Here is a 14,900-nt window from a genome sequence, read left to right on the forward strand (position 1 = left end):
CGGGTTCCGGGGCTCAGGCCGGGACGGGCGCCTTCGGATCCTCGACCGCGCCGGCGTTACGGGCGGCCAGATCGCTGATGGAGTCGGCGGATTCGAGCACGGCGTCCCGCCGGTACTGGACGAAGGAGTACGCGAAGGCCGCGATCCAGCCGGCGACGATCAGGATGTAGACCACGCGCTGCGTGCCCGGTTCGAGGGCCAGGCCGCTCTTGCCGACGAGGGTGCGGGCGTTGGTGAGGATGATCAGGCCACCGACCGACGCGCCCAGCAGCCGGGGCGGGAAGTGCCGCACGAGCCACGCGGCGAAGGGCGCGGCGATGACGCCGCCCAGCAGAATGGCGCCCGCGTAGGCGAAGTTGACGCCCTCGCCGCCGAGGTTGGCGAGGAAGCCGAGCGACGCGGCCAGCGCGATGAGGAACTCGCTGGTGTCGATCGTGCCGACCACCTTGCGCGGCTCCATCCGGCCCGAGGCCAGCAGCGCCGGCGTGCCGACCGGGCCCCACCCGCCACCGCCCGTGGCGTCGACGAAGCCGCCGAAGAGGCCCAGCGGTGCGAGGAAGCGGGACTTGAGCGGCCGCCCCAGATTCTTGGTGTCGATGCCGCGGAAGGTGAAGCGCAGCAGCACGTACAGGCCGAGCAGCAGCAGGATCACCGACATCAGGGGCTTCGCGACCTCGGTCGAGAGGTTCGAGAGCACCGTCGCACCGGCGAAGGCGCCGATCGCACCCGGGATGCCGATGCGCCGCACGACCTTCCAGTCGACGTTGCCGAAGCGCCAGTGCGAGGCGCCCGAGACGGCGCTGGTGCCGATCTCGGCGAGGTGGATCGTCGCGCTGATCGCGGCGGGCGAGAGCGTCGTGAGCGCGACCAGGAAGGTCGTCGCGGTCACGCCGAAGGCCATGCCGAGGCTCCCGTCGACGAGCTGCCCGAGCAGTCCGACGAAGGCGACGATGACGAGGGTGGGCATGCTGGTCTCCTGCGGCTGAGGCGGACGAGGGGACTCGTCCGGATATGACACGCCACTCTGCCGATCACGTCACAGGATCGGAACCGTCCCGATCAGGCTGATCGGAACTGCTGGCGTCCGATTCGCCCCGATCCGGATGGTGTAGAAGCACGACCAGGTGCGCACGCTCGCCTGTGACGACGACGTGGAGGTCGTCGGCTCCGACAACGCGCTCGTCCTCACCTCCGCGTGCAAGCGCGGCGAGGTCAGCGGGCACGACAACACCATCACCTGCACGGGAGCGAAGAAGCCCACCGTGAAGTCGGTCGGGGCGGACAACTCGTACCGCTGCTGAGCGCGCCGGCGGAGCCTAGGCTGGCGGCATGGATTACGGCCGCCCCGTCGAATTCGGGCTCTTCGTCACCCCGTCCGCCGCGGCGCTGGAGAACTGCTTCGCGCTCGCGCAACTCGCCGACGGTCGCGTCGAGTTCCTCGGCGTGCAGGACCACCCCTATCAGCAGGCCTTCGTCGACACGTTCACGCTGATCGGCTCCCTGCTCGAGCGGACCGACCAGGTGCGCGTCTTCCCCGACGTCGCGAACCTCCCGCTGCGGCCGCCCGCCGTGCTGGCGCAGGCCGCGGCCACGCTGGACCTGCTCTCCGGCGGACGGTTCGAGCTGGGCCTCGGTGCCGGCGCGTTCTGGCCCGCGATCGAGGCGATGGGCGGGCCCGCACGCACGCCGGGCGAGGCCGCCGGGGCGCTCAAGGAGGCCGTCGAGGTGATCCGCCTGATGTGGTCCGGCGAACGCTCCGTGCGCTTCTCGGGCGAGCACTACCGTCTCGCCGGCGTGCACCCCGGCCCGCGCCCGGCCCACGACATCGGCATCTGGCTCGGCGTGGGCGGGCCCAAGCTGCTGCGCCACCTCGGCGGGCACGCGGACGGCTGGGCACCGTCGAACTCCTTCTTCCCGCCCGAGACCCTGCCCGAGCGGCACGCCGCCATCGACGACGGTGCGCGCGCCGCCGGCCGCGATCCCGCGTCGATCCGGCGGCTCTACAACATCTTCGGCTCGATCGACGACGCCCGGTCCGACGAACCCTTCCACGGCACCGTCGAGCAGTGGACCGAGCGGCTGACCGGCCTGGTCGTGGAGACCGGCATGGACACGTTCGTCTTCGGCGCCGAGGACGACGACTACGCGCAGTGCCGCCGGTTCGTCGAGGAGGTGGCGCCCGCCGTCCGGCAGCGCGTCGCCGAGGTGCGCGCCGGCGGGTAGTCATTCGGCGGGCAGCTCCCGCATCACGCGGCACGGGTTGCCTGCGGCGGCGACGTGATCCGGCACGTCGCGCGTGACGACGCTGCCCGCGCCGATCACGGTGTTGCGGCCGATCGTCACCCCCGGGCAGACGATGACCCCGCCGCCGAACCACACGTTGTCGCCGATGGTGATCGGCAGGGCCGTCTCCCACCGCGCCCGACGGGCGGCGTGATCCTCGACGGGGTGCAGTGCAGTGAGCAACTGCACGCGGGGCCCGATCGAACAGTCGTCGCCGATGCTGATCGGCGCGCAGTCCATGAGGATCGCGTCGTAGTTGAGGAAGCTGTTGGCGCCGATGCTGATGTGCGCGCCGTAGTCGCACTGGAACCGCGGCATGACCCAGGAACCCTCGCCGATGCCGCCGAGGAGCTCCTGGAGGATCTGAGAGCGCTTCTCATTGTCGTCCGCGGCGGAGGCGTTGAACCGGTCGAGCAACCGGCCGCAGGACCGCCGCATCGCCACGAGCTCGGAATCGCTGTCGCGGTAGCGCTCACCCGCGAGCATCCGCTGGAGTTCGGTGGCCACGCCCCGACCGTACCCATCAGCACGGGAGACCCCGGGAATGCGAAAGGCCCCCGGATTTCTCCGGGGGCCTTCGACCTAGTAGCGGGGACAGGATTTGAACCTGCGACCTCTGGGTTATGAGCCCAGCGAGCTACCGAGCTGCTCCACCCCGCGTCGGGTAAACACCACGTTACTGGAATGCGCTCACGATGTGCAAATCAGTTGAACGTGACGCTCGTCTCCCCGGCCGGGGCGGGTGTCGCCACCCCGGCCGGGAGAGCTGAGATCAGTTGCCGCCGCCCGCCTTCGCCTCGGCCGCCTGCAGCTTGGTGATCGCATCGCCGAGCTGCTTCATGGCCTGGCCGACGGCGACCTGGTCGCCGGAACGCTGCGCCGAGAGCACCGAACCCCAGGCGTCGGAGACCTCCTTGACCGCGGCCTTCACCTCCGGGGTCTCGGCGCCGGGCACCGTCGCCTCCGTGGGCGGCGTGGGGCCGGGCTGACCACCGCCACCGGGCACCGTCTGCCCCTGCGTGGGGCCGGAGACGCCCGTGGCGGCCGTGGCGAGCGCCGCGTCGACGCCCTTGTAGCCCGCGTCGGACAGCGACGCCGCAACCGTGGTGCGGTAGCCCGCGCCACCCGTGACGGGGTTGAGGCTGAGCACCTTGATCAGCTTCGGTGCCGTCTTCCCGCCCTGGCCCTGGGCGTACATCGGCCACAGGTAGGTCAGCCCGCCGTTCGCGAGGCTGATCGCCTGCACGTTGCCGTACTTGGGGCTCAGCGCCTGGATGTTCGCCTTGTCGTTCGCCACCGCCTGGGAGCCCGTGATCAGGTCGACCGCCCACACCGGGCCGGGGGTCTGCCGGCCGGGCAGCCCGCGCACGTCGCGCACCACGAGCCGGCCGGCGTCCTCGCCCTCGGAGGCCACCGAGACGTACGCCGCCATGTACGCCTGGTCCTTCTGCTGCAGGACCGACGACAACTGGAACCGCGCCGCGCCGCCGCCCGGAGCTGCCGCGACCGAGTAGTACGGCGACTGCAGGCCGTCCTTGTCCGGCGTCTCGCCGGGGGCCGCCGCGACCTGCCACAGGTCGTTCTGCTGCCGGAAGGTGTTCGCGTCCGTCGTGTGGTACTTCTGCAGCAGGAAGCGCTGCACCTCGAACAGGTCCTGCGGGTAGCGGAACTGCTTCTCGACCTCGGCGGGGACGGCGCTCTTCGGCTCGACCACGCCGGGGAAGACGTTCTTCCACGCGTTGAGGACGGGGTCCGACTCGTCGACCTGGTACAGGTGCACCGAGCCGTCGTAGGCGTCGACGGTCGCCTTGACCGAGTTGCGGATGTAGCCCACCTTCTCGTCCACCTGGCGGCGCTGCCCCTGCTGGCCGGGCGCCGCCTGCTGGCGGCTGCCCGTGGCGTCCGAGAGCGAGGTCTGCTGCGCGTAGGGGTACTTCGGCAGCGTGGTGTAGCCGTCGACCACCCACAGGATCCGGCCGGTGCGCGAGTCGACCATCGGGTAGGTCTTGGTGTCGACCGTCAGGAAGGGCGCGAGCTGCTTGACCCGATCACGCGGATCGCGCTGGTAGATGATCTTCGAGTCCGGGCCGATGTTGCCGTTGAGCAGGATGTTCCGCTCGGTGAACTTGATCGCGTAGGCCAGGCGGGTGAACCAGTTGCCGATGCCGACGCCGCCCTCACCCTCGTAGCGCGAGCGCTCGGTGTCGCTGTCGAGCTCGCGCGGATCGCCCGTGCTGCCCACGACCGAGTAGAAGTCGGGGTCCGAGCCGATGACCTCGCCGTAGTAGATGCGCGGCTGCGACACGGTGGCCTTGCCCGCGATGCCGTTGCGGGTGATCACGGGCTGACCACCCGCGTTGGCGTTGGCGACCGCGTCCTTACCGCTCTCGCTGACCACCTGGTCGACCTGGCCCGCAGGGGCGGTGAGCAGGCCGTTGCCGTGCGTGTAGACCATGTGGCGCGAGGTCCAGTCGGTGGGCGTCTCCTCCGGGTTCAACTCGATCGGAGCGAGGAGCACGTTCGAGAGGTTGCCGCCCACGTCGTAGCGGTCGACCGAGAGCTTGTCGGTGAGCTTGTAGTAGTCCTTGAGCTTGCCGAAGTTGGCGAACGCCGGCGAGACCACGTTCGGGTCCAGCAGTCGCACGTTCTGCAGCGACGGCGCGTCCTTGGCCGTGAGCGTCTGCAGTGCCTCCGGGGACGCCTTCGAGTCGGCTGTCTCGTACTTGGCGTCCGTCAGCCCGTACGCCTCCCTGGTGGCGGCGATGTTGCGCGCGATGTACGGCAGCTCCTTCTCCGCGTTCGGGCCGACCGAGAAGGTCTGCACGGCGGTGGGCCAGCCCACGCCGACCACGAGGGAGGAGAACAGCATGAGCACCGTCGCGACGGCCGGGACGCGCAGGTCCCGCAGCACGATGCCGAAGAAGAAGGCGGCCGCGCAGATGATCGCGATACCGGTCAGGATCGCCTTCGCCGGCAGCATCGCGTGGATGTCGGTGTAGCTGGCGCCGGTGAACATCGGCGAGCGGTTCGAGTACACCAGGCCGTACCGGTCGAACCAGTAGGCGACGGCCTTGGTCAGCAGGAACACGCCCGCGATCGCCGCGAGCTGGATGCGCGCACCGCGCGAGAGCGAGCCCTCGCGGCCCGCCAGCCGAATGCCGCCGAAGACGTAGTGCGTGACCAGGTTCGCCAGGAACATCAGGATCAGCCCGGCGAACAGGAAGCCGAGGACGAACTCGATGAAGGGCAGCGTGAAGGCGTAGAAGCCGATGTCCTTGCCGAACTCGGCGTCGGTCTGGCCGAAGCTCTGCCGGTTGAAGAACAGCAGCACCTGCTGCCACGACGCCTGCCCGAAGATGCCGGCGATGAGGCCGATGAGCAGCGCCGGGACGATCGCGAAGGTCTTGAGCTTGCTCATCACCACGGCGCGGTAGCGCACCACCGGATCGTCCGTGGGCGAGGGCAGGAAGGCCGGGCGCACGCGGTACGCCAGCCACATGCCGACGAACGTGAACAGCGCCAGGACCAGACCCGTCACCACGAACAGGCCGAAGCGCGAGAGCAGCACCGTGCGCAGTACGCCCGCATGGCCGAGTGAGCCGTACCAGAGGAAGGCGGTGAACACGTCCACCACCCGCGGCCCGATGAGCAGCAACGCCAGCAGCGCCACCGCCAACGCGATGAGGATCTTTGCCCGGCGGGACAGCGTGGGAATGCCCGCGGCACGAGGTGTCGTCACGCCGTCCACTGTACGGATTGCCCGAGATGGGACGCGCGCGTACTCACCGACGCGAGACCCCACCCGGCGCGGGATGCGATCATGGGCGCGTGAGCTACGACGAGGCGGAGCAGACCTTCGACGAGGCGGCCCTGGGCCGCGCGGCCCGCGAGGCCATCGAATTCGTGGAGCCGCAGGGCTGGGGGCAGCCGCCGCAGCTCTTCGGGCTGGTCCCGACCTCGCTGCTCGCCACCAGCCAGCCGGACTGGGCCGACGTCCTCGACGACGGGGCCTCGCTCACGGTGATCGAGCAGGAGCCGCTGCCCGGCGACCCGCGCGGCGGCAGCGCGGAGCTCGATCATGTGCTCGCCACCACCACCTGGCCCGAGGAGGTCGTCGGGTGCGCGCTGGTGCAGGAGATCATCGTGCTGCCCCCGGCCGCGGAGGCCGATCTCGACGGTGCGCTCGAGCCGCACCTCGCCGACGTGGACGCCGCGGACCGGGCCGGTCGCGCCGCCGCCGAGAGCCACCCCGAGCGACGCACGGCGCGGATGGTCGCGGCCGTGCTGCGCGACGGCCACCGGATCACGCTGCTCACGCTGCAGCCCGAGGACGACGATCCGTTCGCGGACGCGGACCTGCTGCGCGCCGATCAGCTCGCGCCCGGCCTGATCCAGGGCCTGCTCGCCACCTTCGACGAGGACTGACCGCTCCCCCGGACTCGCCGGGTCAGCAGGACGGCGCGGGGCGCCCCTCGCGCACGTCGGCGAGCGCCTGCACGGCGCCGTCGACCGTGTCGACCTTGACCAGCTGCAGGCCGTCGGGCGGCGAGGACTTCGCGACATCGCAGTTGGCGGCGGGCACCAGGAAGACGGAGGCACCGTCGCGCTTGGCGCCCTGCAGCTTGTGCTCGATACCGCCGATCGGCCCGACCCTGCCGTCCGAGGAGATCTCCCCGGTACCGGCCACGGTGCGACCGCCCGTGAGATCCCCGGGCTCGACCAGGTCGATGATGCCGAGGGTGAGCATGAGGCCGGCCGACGGCCCGCCGACCTGCTGCACCCCGAAGCCGATGTGGACCTTCGGGTCCGCGGGGACCTGCCCCACCACGACCCCCAGGCGGGGCTTGCCCTCGGACTCGCCGAGCGTGACTGGGACCTGCGCGGCGCCGTCGGCCCGACGGACCGCGACGGTGACGACGTCGCCCTTCTTCTTGCCCTGCAGGGCGGCGGCGACCTGCTCCGTGGCGGTGACGGGCGCACCGTCGACGGACTCGAGGACGTCGCCCTCGCGCAGCTTGCCCTCCGACGGTCCGCCCTGGCTCAGGCCGACGACGCCGATGGCGGTGGGGATCTTCAAGTAGCGCAGCGCGGCGACGGTGGCGGAGGATTCGGAGCCGGTGAACTGCTCACGGTTGCCCTCCTCGATCTGTTCGCGGGTGGCGCCGGGCGGGTAGTAGGCGTCGCGCGGCGCGATCTGCGCACCGGAGATCCACTTGCCGAGCGCGCCGTAGAGGTTGAGGCCGTCGGTCACGGCGATGGTGGTGAAGCGCAGCTGCCCGGCCGGCTGGTGCACGGGCAGGCCGTCGATGGTGATGACCTTGCGGTCGGTGACCTCGCCGTCGGCGCCGCGCTCGGCGTAGGTGGTGAGGGTGTCGGCGGTGTCGCCGGGACCGACGGCGACGTAGGGCACCGTCACGAACATGCCCAACAACACGAGCACCAGCAGTGGCACCAGGGCGGCGAGAGCTGTCGTGATCCTGCGTTCCGTCACCGGCACAGCGTAGCGGCGGCCTGTTCGCCCACAGCGTGACGCAGGGGGCGGCCGTCGGTGGACGGGGGCAGTACCGTGGAGTCATGAATGACCTGCCCTTCGGATTCTCCTCCGGCGACGACGGCGGTGACGACGGCAAAGGCCGACGGGACCAGCCCTTCGGCGCCGGTCAGCCCTTCGACATGTCCCAGCTCGGCGACATGCTCAGCCAGCTCGGCCAGATGATCTCCGGCATGGGCTCGGGCATGACCGCGCCCGGCGCCGGCACCGGCGAGCCCGTCAACTACACCGTGGCGGCGCAGCTCGCGCGGCAGACCCTCGGCAAGCACGAGCCGGTCTCCGAGGGGCAGCGCCAGGCCGTCGAGGAGTCGATGCACCTCGCGCAGCTCTGGCTCGACGGTGCCACGGTGCTGCCCGCCGGCCCGCAGAAGACGGCGGCGTGGAGCCCCGTCGACTGGCAGGAGAAGACCCTGCCCACCTGGAAGCGGCTGGTGAACCCCGTGGCGGAGAAGATCTCCGGCTCGTGGGTGCAGAGCATGCCCGAGGAGGCTCGCGAGATGGCGGCGCCCATGATGGGCATGTTCAGCCAGCTCGGCTCGGTGTCCTTCGGCACGCAGCTCGGCCAGGCCCTGGGCTCGCTGTCGAAGGAGGTGCTCACCAGCACCGACATCGGCCTGCCGCTCGGCCCGGACGATACGGCGGCGCTGCTGCCCGAGGCGATCGAGGTCTTCAGCAAGGACCTCGACATCAAGGACCAGGAGATCCTGGTCTACCTGGCCGCGCGCGAAGCCGCGCACCAGCGCCTGTTCTCGCACGTGCCGTGGCTGCGTTCGCGCGTGCTCGACACCGTCGAGCAGTACGCGCGCGGCATCACGATCGACATGTCGGGCATCGAGGAGCTCTCCCGCAACCTCGATCCGACGGCGCTGCAGGACCCGGCGAAGCTCGAGGAGCTGATGGCCGCGCAGGGCGCCGCCCTGCAGCCCAAGGCCACGCCCGAGCAGACCGCCGCGCTCGAGCGCCTCGAGACGCTGCTCGCGCTCATCGAGGGCTGGGTCGAGACGGTCGTGCACGCGGCGATCGCCGACCGGCTGCCCAGTGCCGCCGCGCTGCGCGAGACGATGCGCCGCCGCCGCGCGTCGGGCGGTCCGGCGGAGCAGACCTTCGCCACGCTGGTCGGCCTGGAACTGCGCCCCCGCAAGGTGCGCGAGGCCGCCGACCTGTGGGAGCGCATCCTCAACGCGACCTCGATGGAGGAGCGCGACGGGGTGTGGGCCCACCCGGACCTGATCCCGGACGCCTCCGATCTGGACGCGCCCGCCGCGTTCATCGACCGCATGCTGGGCGACGCCTCCGGCGCGGATCCGTCGGACCTCGACGACCCGATCGGCGCGATCGAACGCCTGGGACGCGAGTCCGGCGACGAGTAGTTCCCGCAGGCGCGCATCCTGCCTGGTCAAGCCCGGTCATCCCCTGTGGATAACCGGGCTTTTCCGCGCTCGGGGCACGGACGGGCGTGCTTGGCTCGCACCATGCGGCACCGTCTGAATCCGTTCCTGACCGTCGTGGTGCGCCCGCCCACGCTGGTGCAGCTGGGCGCCTCGGCCACCGGAGCCCCGGTGTTGCGGCCGCCGCCGTGGCTCGCCCCGGATGCCGTCGCCGGGCTGCTGCGCTGGCTGCAGACCTACCGGACTCCGCGCGAGCTCGAGCGCCGCGCCGCCGACCTGGGGATGACGGCGGGCGACGTGGAGGAGCTCCTGGGAGCGCTGGGCGAGCACGGTCTGCTCGAGCCCGAGCCGCCGCGCTCGCCGCTGCAGGTCCACCTGCACGGGCGCGGGTCGGTCGCCGATGCGGTGCTCGGCGAGCTCGCCGCCCTCGACGGTGTGCAGGTGACGGCGGGCACCGCACGCAGCTGGACCCCCGCCGGTCGCGGCGTGGACCTGGTGGTGCTCTCCGACTTCCTCTCCCCCGACCCCGTGCTGGTCGCCCGGCTGATGCGCGAACGGGTGCCGCACCTGCCCGTCGTGCTGCGCGACGGTGCCGGCGTGATCGGCCCGCTGGTGCTCCCCGGCGCGGGTCCGTGCCTGCGCTGCCTGGACCGGAACCGGTCCGAGACCGACCCCGGCTGGCCCACGCTGGCGTGCCAGCTGTTCGGCCGGGCCGGGCGGGCCTCGCCCCAGATCCTGCGGATGACGGCGGCGGTGGCGGCGCAGCAGGTGGCCGCCGTCGCCGCCGGGCGGTGGGGCTCGGCGGACCCACCGGACGTGCTCGGCTGTACTTTGGAGGTCGAGGGCAGCGCGATCGCCGTCCGACGATGGTTCATGCACCCCGGGTGCGGATGCGGGGTCACCGCCCCCGCATCCGAGGCTGCTGGTTGACTTCAGGGGGCCAGGTGTCCGAGATCACCCGGGGCAGTGCCAAGCGCACCGCCAAGCTCGCGGGACTGCCGCTGGGCATGGCCAGCCGCACGGCCGTGGGCTGGGGCAAGCGTCTCGCCGGCGCCGACAAGGACGAGGTGAACGCGGAGCTGCAGGCCAAGGCCGCCGAGCAGCTCTTCGAGGTCCTCGGCCAGCTCAAGGGCGGCGCGATGAAGCTCGGCCAGGCGATGAGCGTGATGGAGGCCGCCGTGCCGCCCGAGTACGCCGCGCCCTACCGCGACGCGCTCGCCAAGCTGCAGAACGAGGCGCCGCCCATGCCGGCGGCCACCGTGCACAAGGTCCTCGACCAGCAGCTGGGTACCGGCTGGCGCGATCGGTTCACCTCCTTCGACGACGATGCCGCCGCGTCCGCCTCCATCGGGCAGGTGCACCGGGGCGTGTGGTCCGACGGCCGCGAGGTGGCGGTCAAGGTCCAGTACCCCGGAGCCGACGAGGCCCTGCGCGCCGACCTCAAGGCCCTCGGCCGCCTCAGCTCCGTGCTCAAGCCGCTCACCCCCGGCGCCGATGTGAAGTCCCTGGTCCAGGAGCTCACCGATCGCACGGAGGCCGAGCTGGACTACCGGTACGAGGCCACCAATCAGCGCAAGTTCGCCAAGGCCTTCGACGGTGACCCGAACATCCAGGTGCCCAAGGTCTTCGCGAGTGCTCCGACGGTGATCATCAGCGAGTGGGTCGCGGGGCGGCCGCTGCGCGACGTCATCGCGAACGGCACGCAGGAGGAGCGGAACGACGCGGCGTCCAAGCTCACCGAGTTCGAGGTGAGCGCCCCCGCCCGCACCGGGCTCCTGCACGGCGACCCGCACCCGGGCAACTTCATGATCGCGCCCGACGGTCGCCTCATCGCGCTCGACTTCGGCGCCGTGGCCGAGTACCCCGGTGGTATCCCGCCGGCCGTCGGCAAGATCCTGCGGCTGGCCCGCGACGAGGACTACGAGGCGCTGTTCCCGCTGCTGCGCAGCCAGGGCTTCATCCCGCCCCGCCTGGAGATCACGCCCGAGGAGATCCGCAGCTACCTCGCGCCCTACGTCGATCCGCTGCGCTCCGAGAGCTTCCACTTCACCCGCAAGTGGCTGATGAAGGCCGCGTACACGGCGACCGACGTGCGCGGCGAGCAGTTCCAGACGGGCCGCAAGCTCGCGCTGCCGCCGGAGTACGTGATGCTCTTCCGCGTCCTGCTCGGCATGGTCGGCATCTGCTCGCAGATGGAGGCGGAGGCGCCGTACCGCGCGATCGTCGAGCACTGGATCCCGCTGCTCGACGGCGACGACTGACCCACCCCGGCTCCCGCCCGACTACCCCGCGCTCGGCTTCGACGCGGCGACGGCCTCACTCCGGCTCTCGTACAGGTGCGGCGCGAGGCCGCGGTCGACGAGGTGATCGGCCAGCTTGAGCCGCAGGAACGCCGAGGTCGTGTACCGCGTCACCGACGTGTAGTACTTGCCCATGCGGCGCACCCGCGCGGCGTACTCGTCCGCGAGGTCGGGTCCGAGCACGAAGTTGTCGTAGTTGATCACCACGTTGACGGGCCGGCCGATCTCGGCGAGCCGCCGCTCGATCTCGTCCGCGGCGCGCGTCACCTCCTCCGCGGTCCGCACCGCGACGCCCTCGAAGTTCATGAAGAACAGGTTCCGGGACTCGTCGTAGCTGAATCGCGCCTCGAGCGGCACCGACAGCAGGTCCTCGCGCAGCCCCATCGGATCGTCGCGGAAGATCCGGGGGTCCATGACGGTGGGCGGGGCGTCCATGACCGGCTCGAACCCCAGCAGGTCCAGCACGTCGCGCTGCAGGTCGATGCCGGGTGCGATCTCGGTGAGCTCCATGCCGCGCTCGGTCAGCCGGAACACGCACCGCTCGGTGATGTACATGACCGGCTGACCGGAGCGCAGCGCGTACTCCCCGGAGAAGGTGCGCTGATCGACCGACGCCACGAACTTCGGCGCCGCCGGCCCCTCGGAGGTGACGACGGCACCGTCGGCGATCTCCGTGCGCGACGGGGCGAGGAACGTGCCCAGGAAGTACACCGCCTTCGCGTTCTGGCTGATGTTGATGAACCCGCCGGCCCCGGCGAGGCGAGGCCCGAACCGGCTGACGTTGACGTTGCCGCCACCGTCGGCCTGGGCCATGCCGAGGAAGGCGGCGTCGAGGCCGCCGCCGTCGTAGAAGTCGAACTGCGAGGGCTGCGCGAGGATGGCGTCGGCGTTGATCGCGGACCCGAAATCCGTGCCGCCGGCGGGCATCCCGCCGATGACGCCCGGCTCGGCGGTGAGGGTGAGGTATTCGAGCACGCCCTCCTCCGCGGCGACGGCCGCGACGCCCTCGGGCACGCCGATGCCGAGGTTGACCACGGAGTTGGGCCGCAGTTCGAGGGCCGCTCGCCGCGCGATGACCTTGCGCGGGTCCAGCGGCATCGGGTCGATCCAGCTCAGCGGCTGCCGGATCTCGCCGCTCATCGCCGGGTTGTACTGCGAGCCCCACGACTGGGTGTGCCGCTCGGGGCTGGTCGCGACGACGACGCAGTCCACGAGGGCGCCGGGGATCTTCACGTCGCGCGGGTTGAGGGAGCCGCGTTCGGCGATGCGCTCGACCTGGACGATCACGAGGCCGCCCTTGTTGTGCACCGCAATGGCCGTCTCGAGCGCCTCGAGCGTGAGCGCCTCCTTCTCCATCGTGACGTTGCCGCTGGGGTCGGCGGTGGTGCCGCGCAGGAAGGCGACGTCGAGCCGATCGAAAGCCTTGTAGAACAGGTACTCCCGGCCGTCGATCTCCATCAGTCGCACCCGGTCCTCGGTGGTGGCGTCGTTGACCTTGCCGCCGCCGAGCCGGGGATCGGCGAAGGTGCCGAGTCCGACGTGGGTGAGCAACCCCGGCTTTCCCGCGCCACTGTCGCGCAGCAGTTGGGCGATCACGCCCTGCGGCAGGTTGTACGCCTCGATCTCGCCGGAGAGCGCGAGCTTCTGCAGCGCGGGGGCCATGCCGTAGTGACCGCCCATCGCGCGCTTGAGCATCCCGTCGTGGCACAGGTGCACGGTGCCGCGCTCGCCGCGGTCGCCCTGCGCCACGGTGAAGACCAGGGAGAGGTCCTTCGGCGTCCCGGTGAGCAGGAACCGCTCCTCCAGGGCCAGCACGAGCTCCTCCGCGAACCCCTGCCCGGCGAAGCCCTCGAGCACGAGGTGATCGCCGTCGCGCACGAGCCGCACCGCCTCCTTGGCGGTGACCACCTTGTCGCGGATCGGTGAGGTCGCGGTGGGCATCAGGATGGGCTCGATGGGCATCGGATTCCGCCTCTCGCTCTCCCCCGCGCGGCGGGGGCCATGACCGCACTGTGCGATCCCACTGTGATGCATATCACGTCGCGCGGGCGGGTTCGCGCGATTGCGCGAGCGGGTTCAGACGAAGGCGCTGCTGCCCGTGACCTCCCGCCCCACGAGCAGCGACTGGATCTCCGCCGTGCCCTCGTAGGTGACCAGCGCCTCCATGTCGCACAGGTGCCGCATCACGTGGAAATCAAGCGTGATCCCGTTGCCGCCCAGTACATCGCGGGCCATGCGACACACGTGCCGGGCCTTGACGCTGCAGAAGTACTTGGCGAGCGCGGCCATGGTGTCGGTGACGGCGCCCTGATCGAGCAGGCGGCCGAGGCGGATGCAGTAGAGCTGCATCGCGGTCACGTCGCCGAGCATCTCGACGAGCTTGCTCTGCACGCTCTGCGTGGCGGCGATCGGCTTGCCGAACTGGGTGCGTCGCTGCGCGTAGGTGAGCGCGATCTCGTAGGCGGCCACGGCGTGGCCGGTCGATGACCAGGCGACCGCGTTGCGGGTACCCATGAGCACCTTGGAGACGTCGGGGAAGCCGTTGCAGTGCACAAGGCGGCGGTCGTCGGGGACGCGCACGTGATCGAGCACGATGTCGGCGTTCTGCACCATGCGCAGCGAGACCTTGCCGCCGATCTTGGTGGCGCTGTAGCCGGGGTCGCCCTTCTCGACGACGAAGGCCTTGACCTTGCCGTCGCCGGTGTCGCGCGCGAAGACCACGATGACGTCGCACCACGTCGCGTTGCCGGGCCAGCGCTTGAGGCCGTTGAGGACCCAGTCGTCGCCGTCGCGCGTGGCCGTCGCCTCCAGCGCGACCGAGTCGGAGCCGTGGTCGGGTTCGGTGAGCGCGAACGCGCCGATCTTGTCGAGGTTCGCCATCGCCGGCAGCCAGCGCTGCCGCTGCTCCTCGGAGCCGAGGATGTAGATCGACTGCATGGCGAGGCCGACGTGGACACCCATGAAGGTGGCGATGCTGCCGTCGATGCGGCCCAGCTCGTAGGAGACCAACCCCTGCCCGACGGCGCTCATCGGCGTGATGCCGTAGCCGGTCATGGTGTCGCCGACGATCTGCAGGTCGCGCAGCCTCGGCAGGATCTCGAAGGGGAATTCGCCGCGCTCCCAGTAGTCGTTCACGATCGGCAGCAACTCCTTGTCGCCGAACTTGCGGACTTTGACCAGCAGTTCCTTCTCCTCGTCGGTGAGGAGGGCCTCCATGTCGAGGTAGTCGGTGTCGCGGGAGCGGGCGATGCCCTCCGCCAGCGCCTCGGTGGTCTGATCGGTCATGGGGCGTCCTCACTGTCAGCTGATTCCGGGTGCATCAACTGTGCGCCGCGTCACGTCGGGCGGCAATGGAATCGCGAACAACCGGGGCGCGGT

General features: G+C 70.9%; 12 protein-coding genes and 1 tRNA gene. 6 read left to right on the forward strand and 7 right to left on the reverse strand.

All coding sequences use genetic code 11. The annotated features are described in order from the left end of the window. Positions 1 to 13: 13 nt before the first annotated feature. Positions 14 to 967 (reverse strand): sulfite exporter TauE/SafE family protein, encoded by a 954-nt coding sequence (locus BLQ62_RS17180; protein WP_068529237.1) that lies wholly within the window; start codon positions 965 to 967, stop codon positions 14 to 16. Between the two features lie 157 nt (positions 968 to 1,124). Between BLQ62_RS17180 and BLQ62_RS17185 the strand changes: the two genes are divergently transcribed. Together BLQ62_RS17185 and BLQ62_RS17190 are read left to right on the forward strand one after the other, a co-directional pair. Beyond that, positions 1,125 to 1,301 carry a DUF3060 domain-containing protein gene (locus BLQ62_RS17185; RefSeq protein WP_082756847.1) on the forward strand — a complete coding sequence of 59 codons (177 nt, stop codon included), beginning with the start codon at positions 1,125 to 1,127 and terminating at the stop codon, positions 1,299 to 1,301. Positions 1,302 to 1,329: 28 nt separating this feature from the next. After that, positions 1,330 to 2,223, forward strand: coding sequence for an LLM class flavin-dependent oxidoreductase (locus BLQ62_RS17190; RefSeq protein ID WP_068568264.1), 894 nt, complete (start codon positions 1,330 to 1,332; stop codon positions 2,221 to 2,223). Here the strand turns inward: BLQ62_RS17190 and BLQ62_RS17195 are convergent, their stop codons facing one another. The 3 genes from BLQ62_RS17195 to BLQ62_RS17205 form a co-directional block, all read right to left on the reverse strand. Further along, positions 2,224 to 2,769 carry a sugar O-acetyltransferase gene (locus BLQ62_RS17195; RefSeq protein WP_068568377.1) on the reverse strand — a complete coding sequence of 182 codons (546 nt, stop codon included), beginning with the start codon at positions 2,767 to 2,769 and terminating at the stop codon, positions 2,224 to 2,226. It lies immediately after the preceding gene. Between the two features lie 100 nt (positions 2,770 to 2,869). Further along, positions 2,870 to 2,943, reverse strand: a tRNA-Met gene (locus BLQ62_RS17200). 112 nt (positions 2,944 to 3,055) lie between these two features. Then, positions 3,056 to 6,022: a UPF0182 family membrane protein gene (locus BLQ62_RS17205; RefSeq protein WP_160126301.1), complete on the reverse strand. Its 2,967-nt coding sequence runs from the start codon at positions 6,020 to 6,022 to the stop codon at positions 3,056 to 3,058. Positions 6,023 to 6,048: 26 nt separating this feature from the next. On the opposite strand from BLQ62_RS17205, the gene BLQ62_RS17210 reads away from it, so the two are divergent. After that, positions 6,049 to 6,708, forward strand: a complete 660-nt coding sequence (locus BLQ62_RS17210) for a PPA1309 family protein (RefSeq protein ID WP_414929933.1) — start codon at positions 6,049 to 6,051, stop codon at positions 6,706 to 6,708. Between the two features lie 22 nt (positions 6,709 to 6,730). On the opposite strand, the gene BLQ62_RS17215 is transcribed toward BLQ62_RS17210, so the two are convergent. Beyond that, complete coding sequence (locus BLQ62_RS17215; RefSeq protein ID WP_231857717.1) at positions 6,731 to 7,774, reverse strand: YlbL family protein; 1,044 nt, start codon at positions 7,772 to 7,774, stop codon at positions 6,731 to 6,733. Positions 7,775 to 7,857: 83 nt separating this feature from the next. On the opposite strand from BLQ62_RS17215, the gene BLQ62_RS17220 reads away from it, so the two are divergent. From BLQ62_RS17220 to BLQ62_RS17230, 3 genes are all read left to right on the forward strand, one after another. Then, positions 7,858 to 9,204 (forward strand): zinc-dependent metalloprotease, encoded by a 1,347-nt coding sequence (locus BLQ62_RS17220; protein ID WP_068568260.1) that lies wholly within the window; start codon positions 7,858 to 7,860, stop codon positions 9,202 to 9,204. Between the two features lie 102 nt (positions 9,205 to 9,306). Continuing rightward, positions 9,307 to 10,152, forward strand: coding sequence for a hypothetical protein (locus tag BLQ62_RS17225; RefSeq protein WP_068568259.1), 846 nt, complete (start codon positions 9,307 to 9,309; stop codon positions 10,150 to 10,152). Between the two features lie 14 nt (positions 10,153 to 10,166). Beyond that, a complete protein-coding gene (locus BLQ62_RS17230) occupies positions 10,167 to 11,483 on the forward strand; it encodes an ABC1 kinase family protein (protein WP_068529220.1) in 1,317 nt (438 codons plus the stop codon). Between the two features lie 21 nt (positions 11,484 to 11,504). Here the strand turns inward: BLQ62_RS17230 and BLQ62_RS17235 are convergent, their stop codons facing one another. Together BLQ62_RS17235 and BLQ62_RS17240 are read right to left on the reverse strand one after the other, a co-directional pair. Then, complete coding sequence (locus BLQ62_RS17235; RefSeq protein WP_068529217.1) at positions 11,505 to 13,484, reverse strand: acyl CoA:acetate/3-ketoacid CoA transferase; 1,980 nt, start codon at positions 13,482 to 13,484, stop codon at positions 11,505 to 11,507. 114 nt (positions 13,485 to 13,598) lie between these two features. After that, positions 13,599 to 14,807: an acyl-CoA dehydrogenase family protein gene (locus BLQ62_RS17240; protein ID WP_082756844.1), complete on the reverse strand. Its 1,209-nt coding sequence runs from the start codon at positions 14,805 to 14,807 to the stop codon at positions 13,599 to 13,601. Positions 14,808 to 14,900: the final 93 nt, after the last annotated feature.

Origin of the sequence: Tsukamurella pulmonis (assembly GCF_900103175.1) — a bacterium.
Lineage (GTDB): Bacteria > Actinomycetota > Actinomycetes > Mycobacteriales > Mycobacteriaceae > Tsukamurella > Tsukamurella pulmonis.

Coding starts and splice junctions, on each gene's coding strand:
- BLQ62_RS17180 (WP_068529237.1), bottom strand. CDS start 967: ATGCCCACCCTCGTCATCGTCGCCTTCGTCGGACTGCTCGGGCAGCTC.
- BLQ62_RS17190 (WP_068568264.1), top strand. CDS start 1,330: ATGGATTACGGCCGCCCCGTCGAATTCGGGCTCTTCGTCACCCCGTCC.
- BLQ62_RS17195 (WP_068568377.1), bottom strand. CDS start 2,769: ATGCTCGCGGGTGAGCGCTACCGCGACAGCGATTCCGAGCTCGTGGCG.
- BLQ62_RS17210 (WP_414929933.1), top strand. CDS start 6,049: ATGGGACGCGCGCGTACTCACCGACGCGAGACCCCACCCGGCGCGGGA.
- BLQ62_RS17220 (WP_068568260.1), top strand. CDS start 7,858: ATGAATGACCTGCCCTTCGGATTCTCCTCCGGCGACGACGGCGGTGAC.
- BLQ62_RS17225 (WP_068568259.1), top strand. CDS start 9,307: ATGCGGCACCGTCTGAATCCGTTCCTGACCGTCGTGGTGCGCCCGCCC.
- BLQ62_RS17235 (WP_068529217.1), bottom strand. CDS start 13,484: ATGCCCATCGAGCCCATCCTGATGCCCACCGCGACCTCACCGATCCGC.
- BLQ62_RS17240 (WP_082756844.1), bottom strand. CDS start 14,807: ATGACCGATCAGACCACCGAGGCGCTGGCGGAGGGCATCGCCCGCTCC.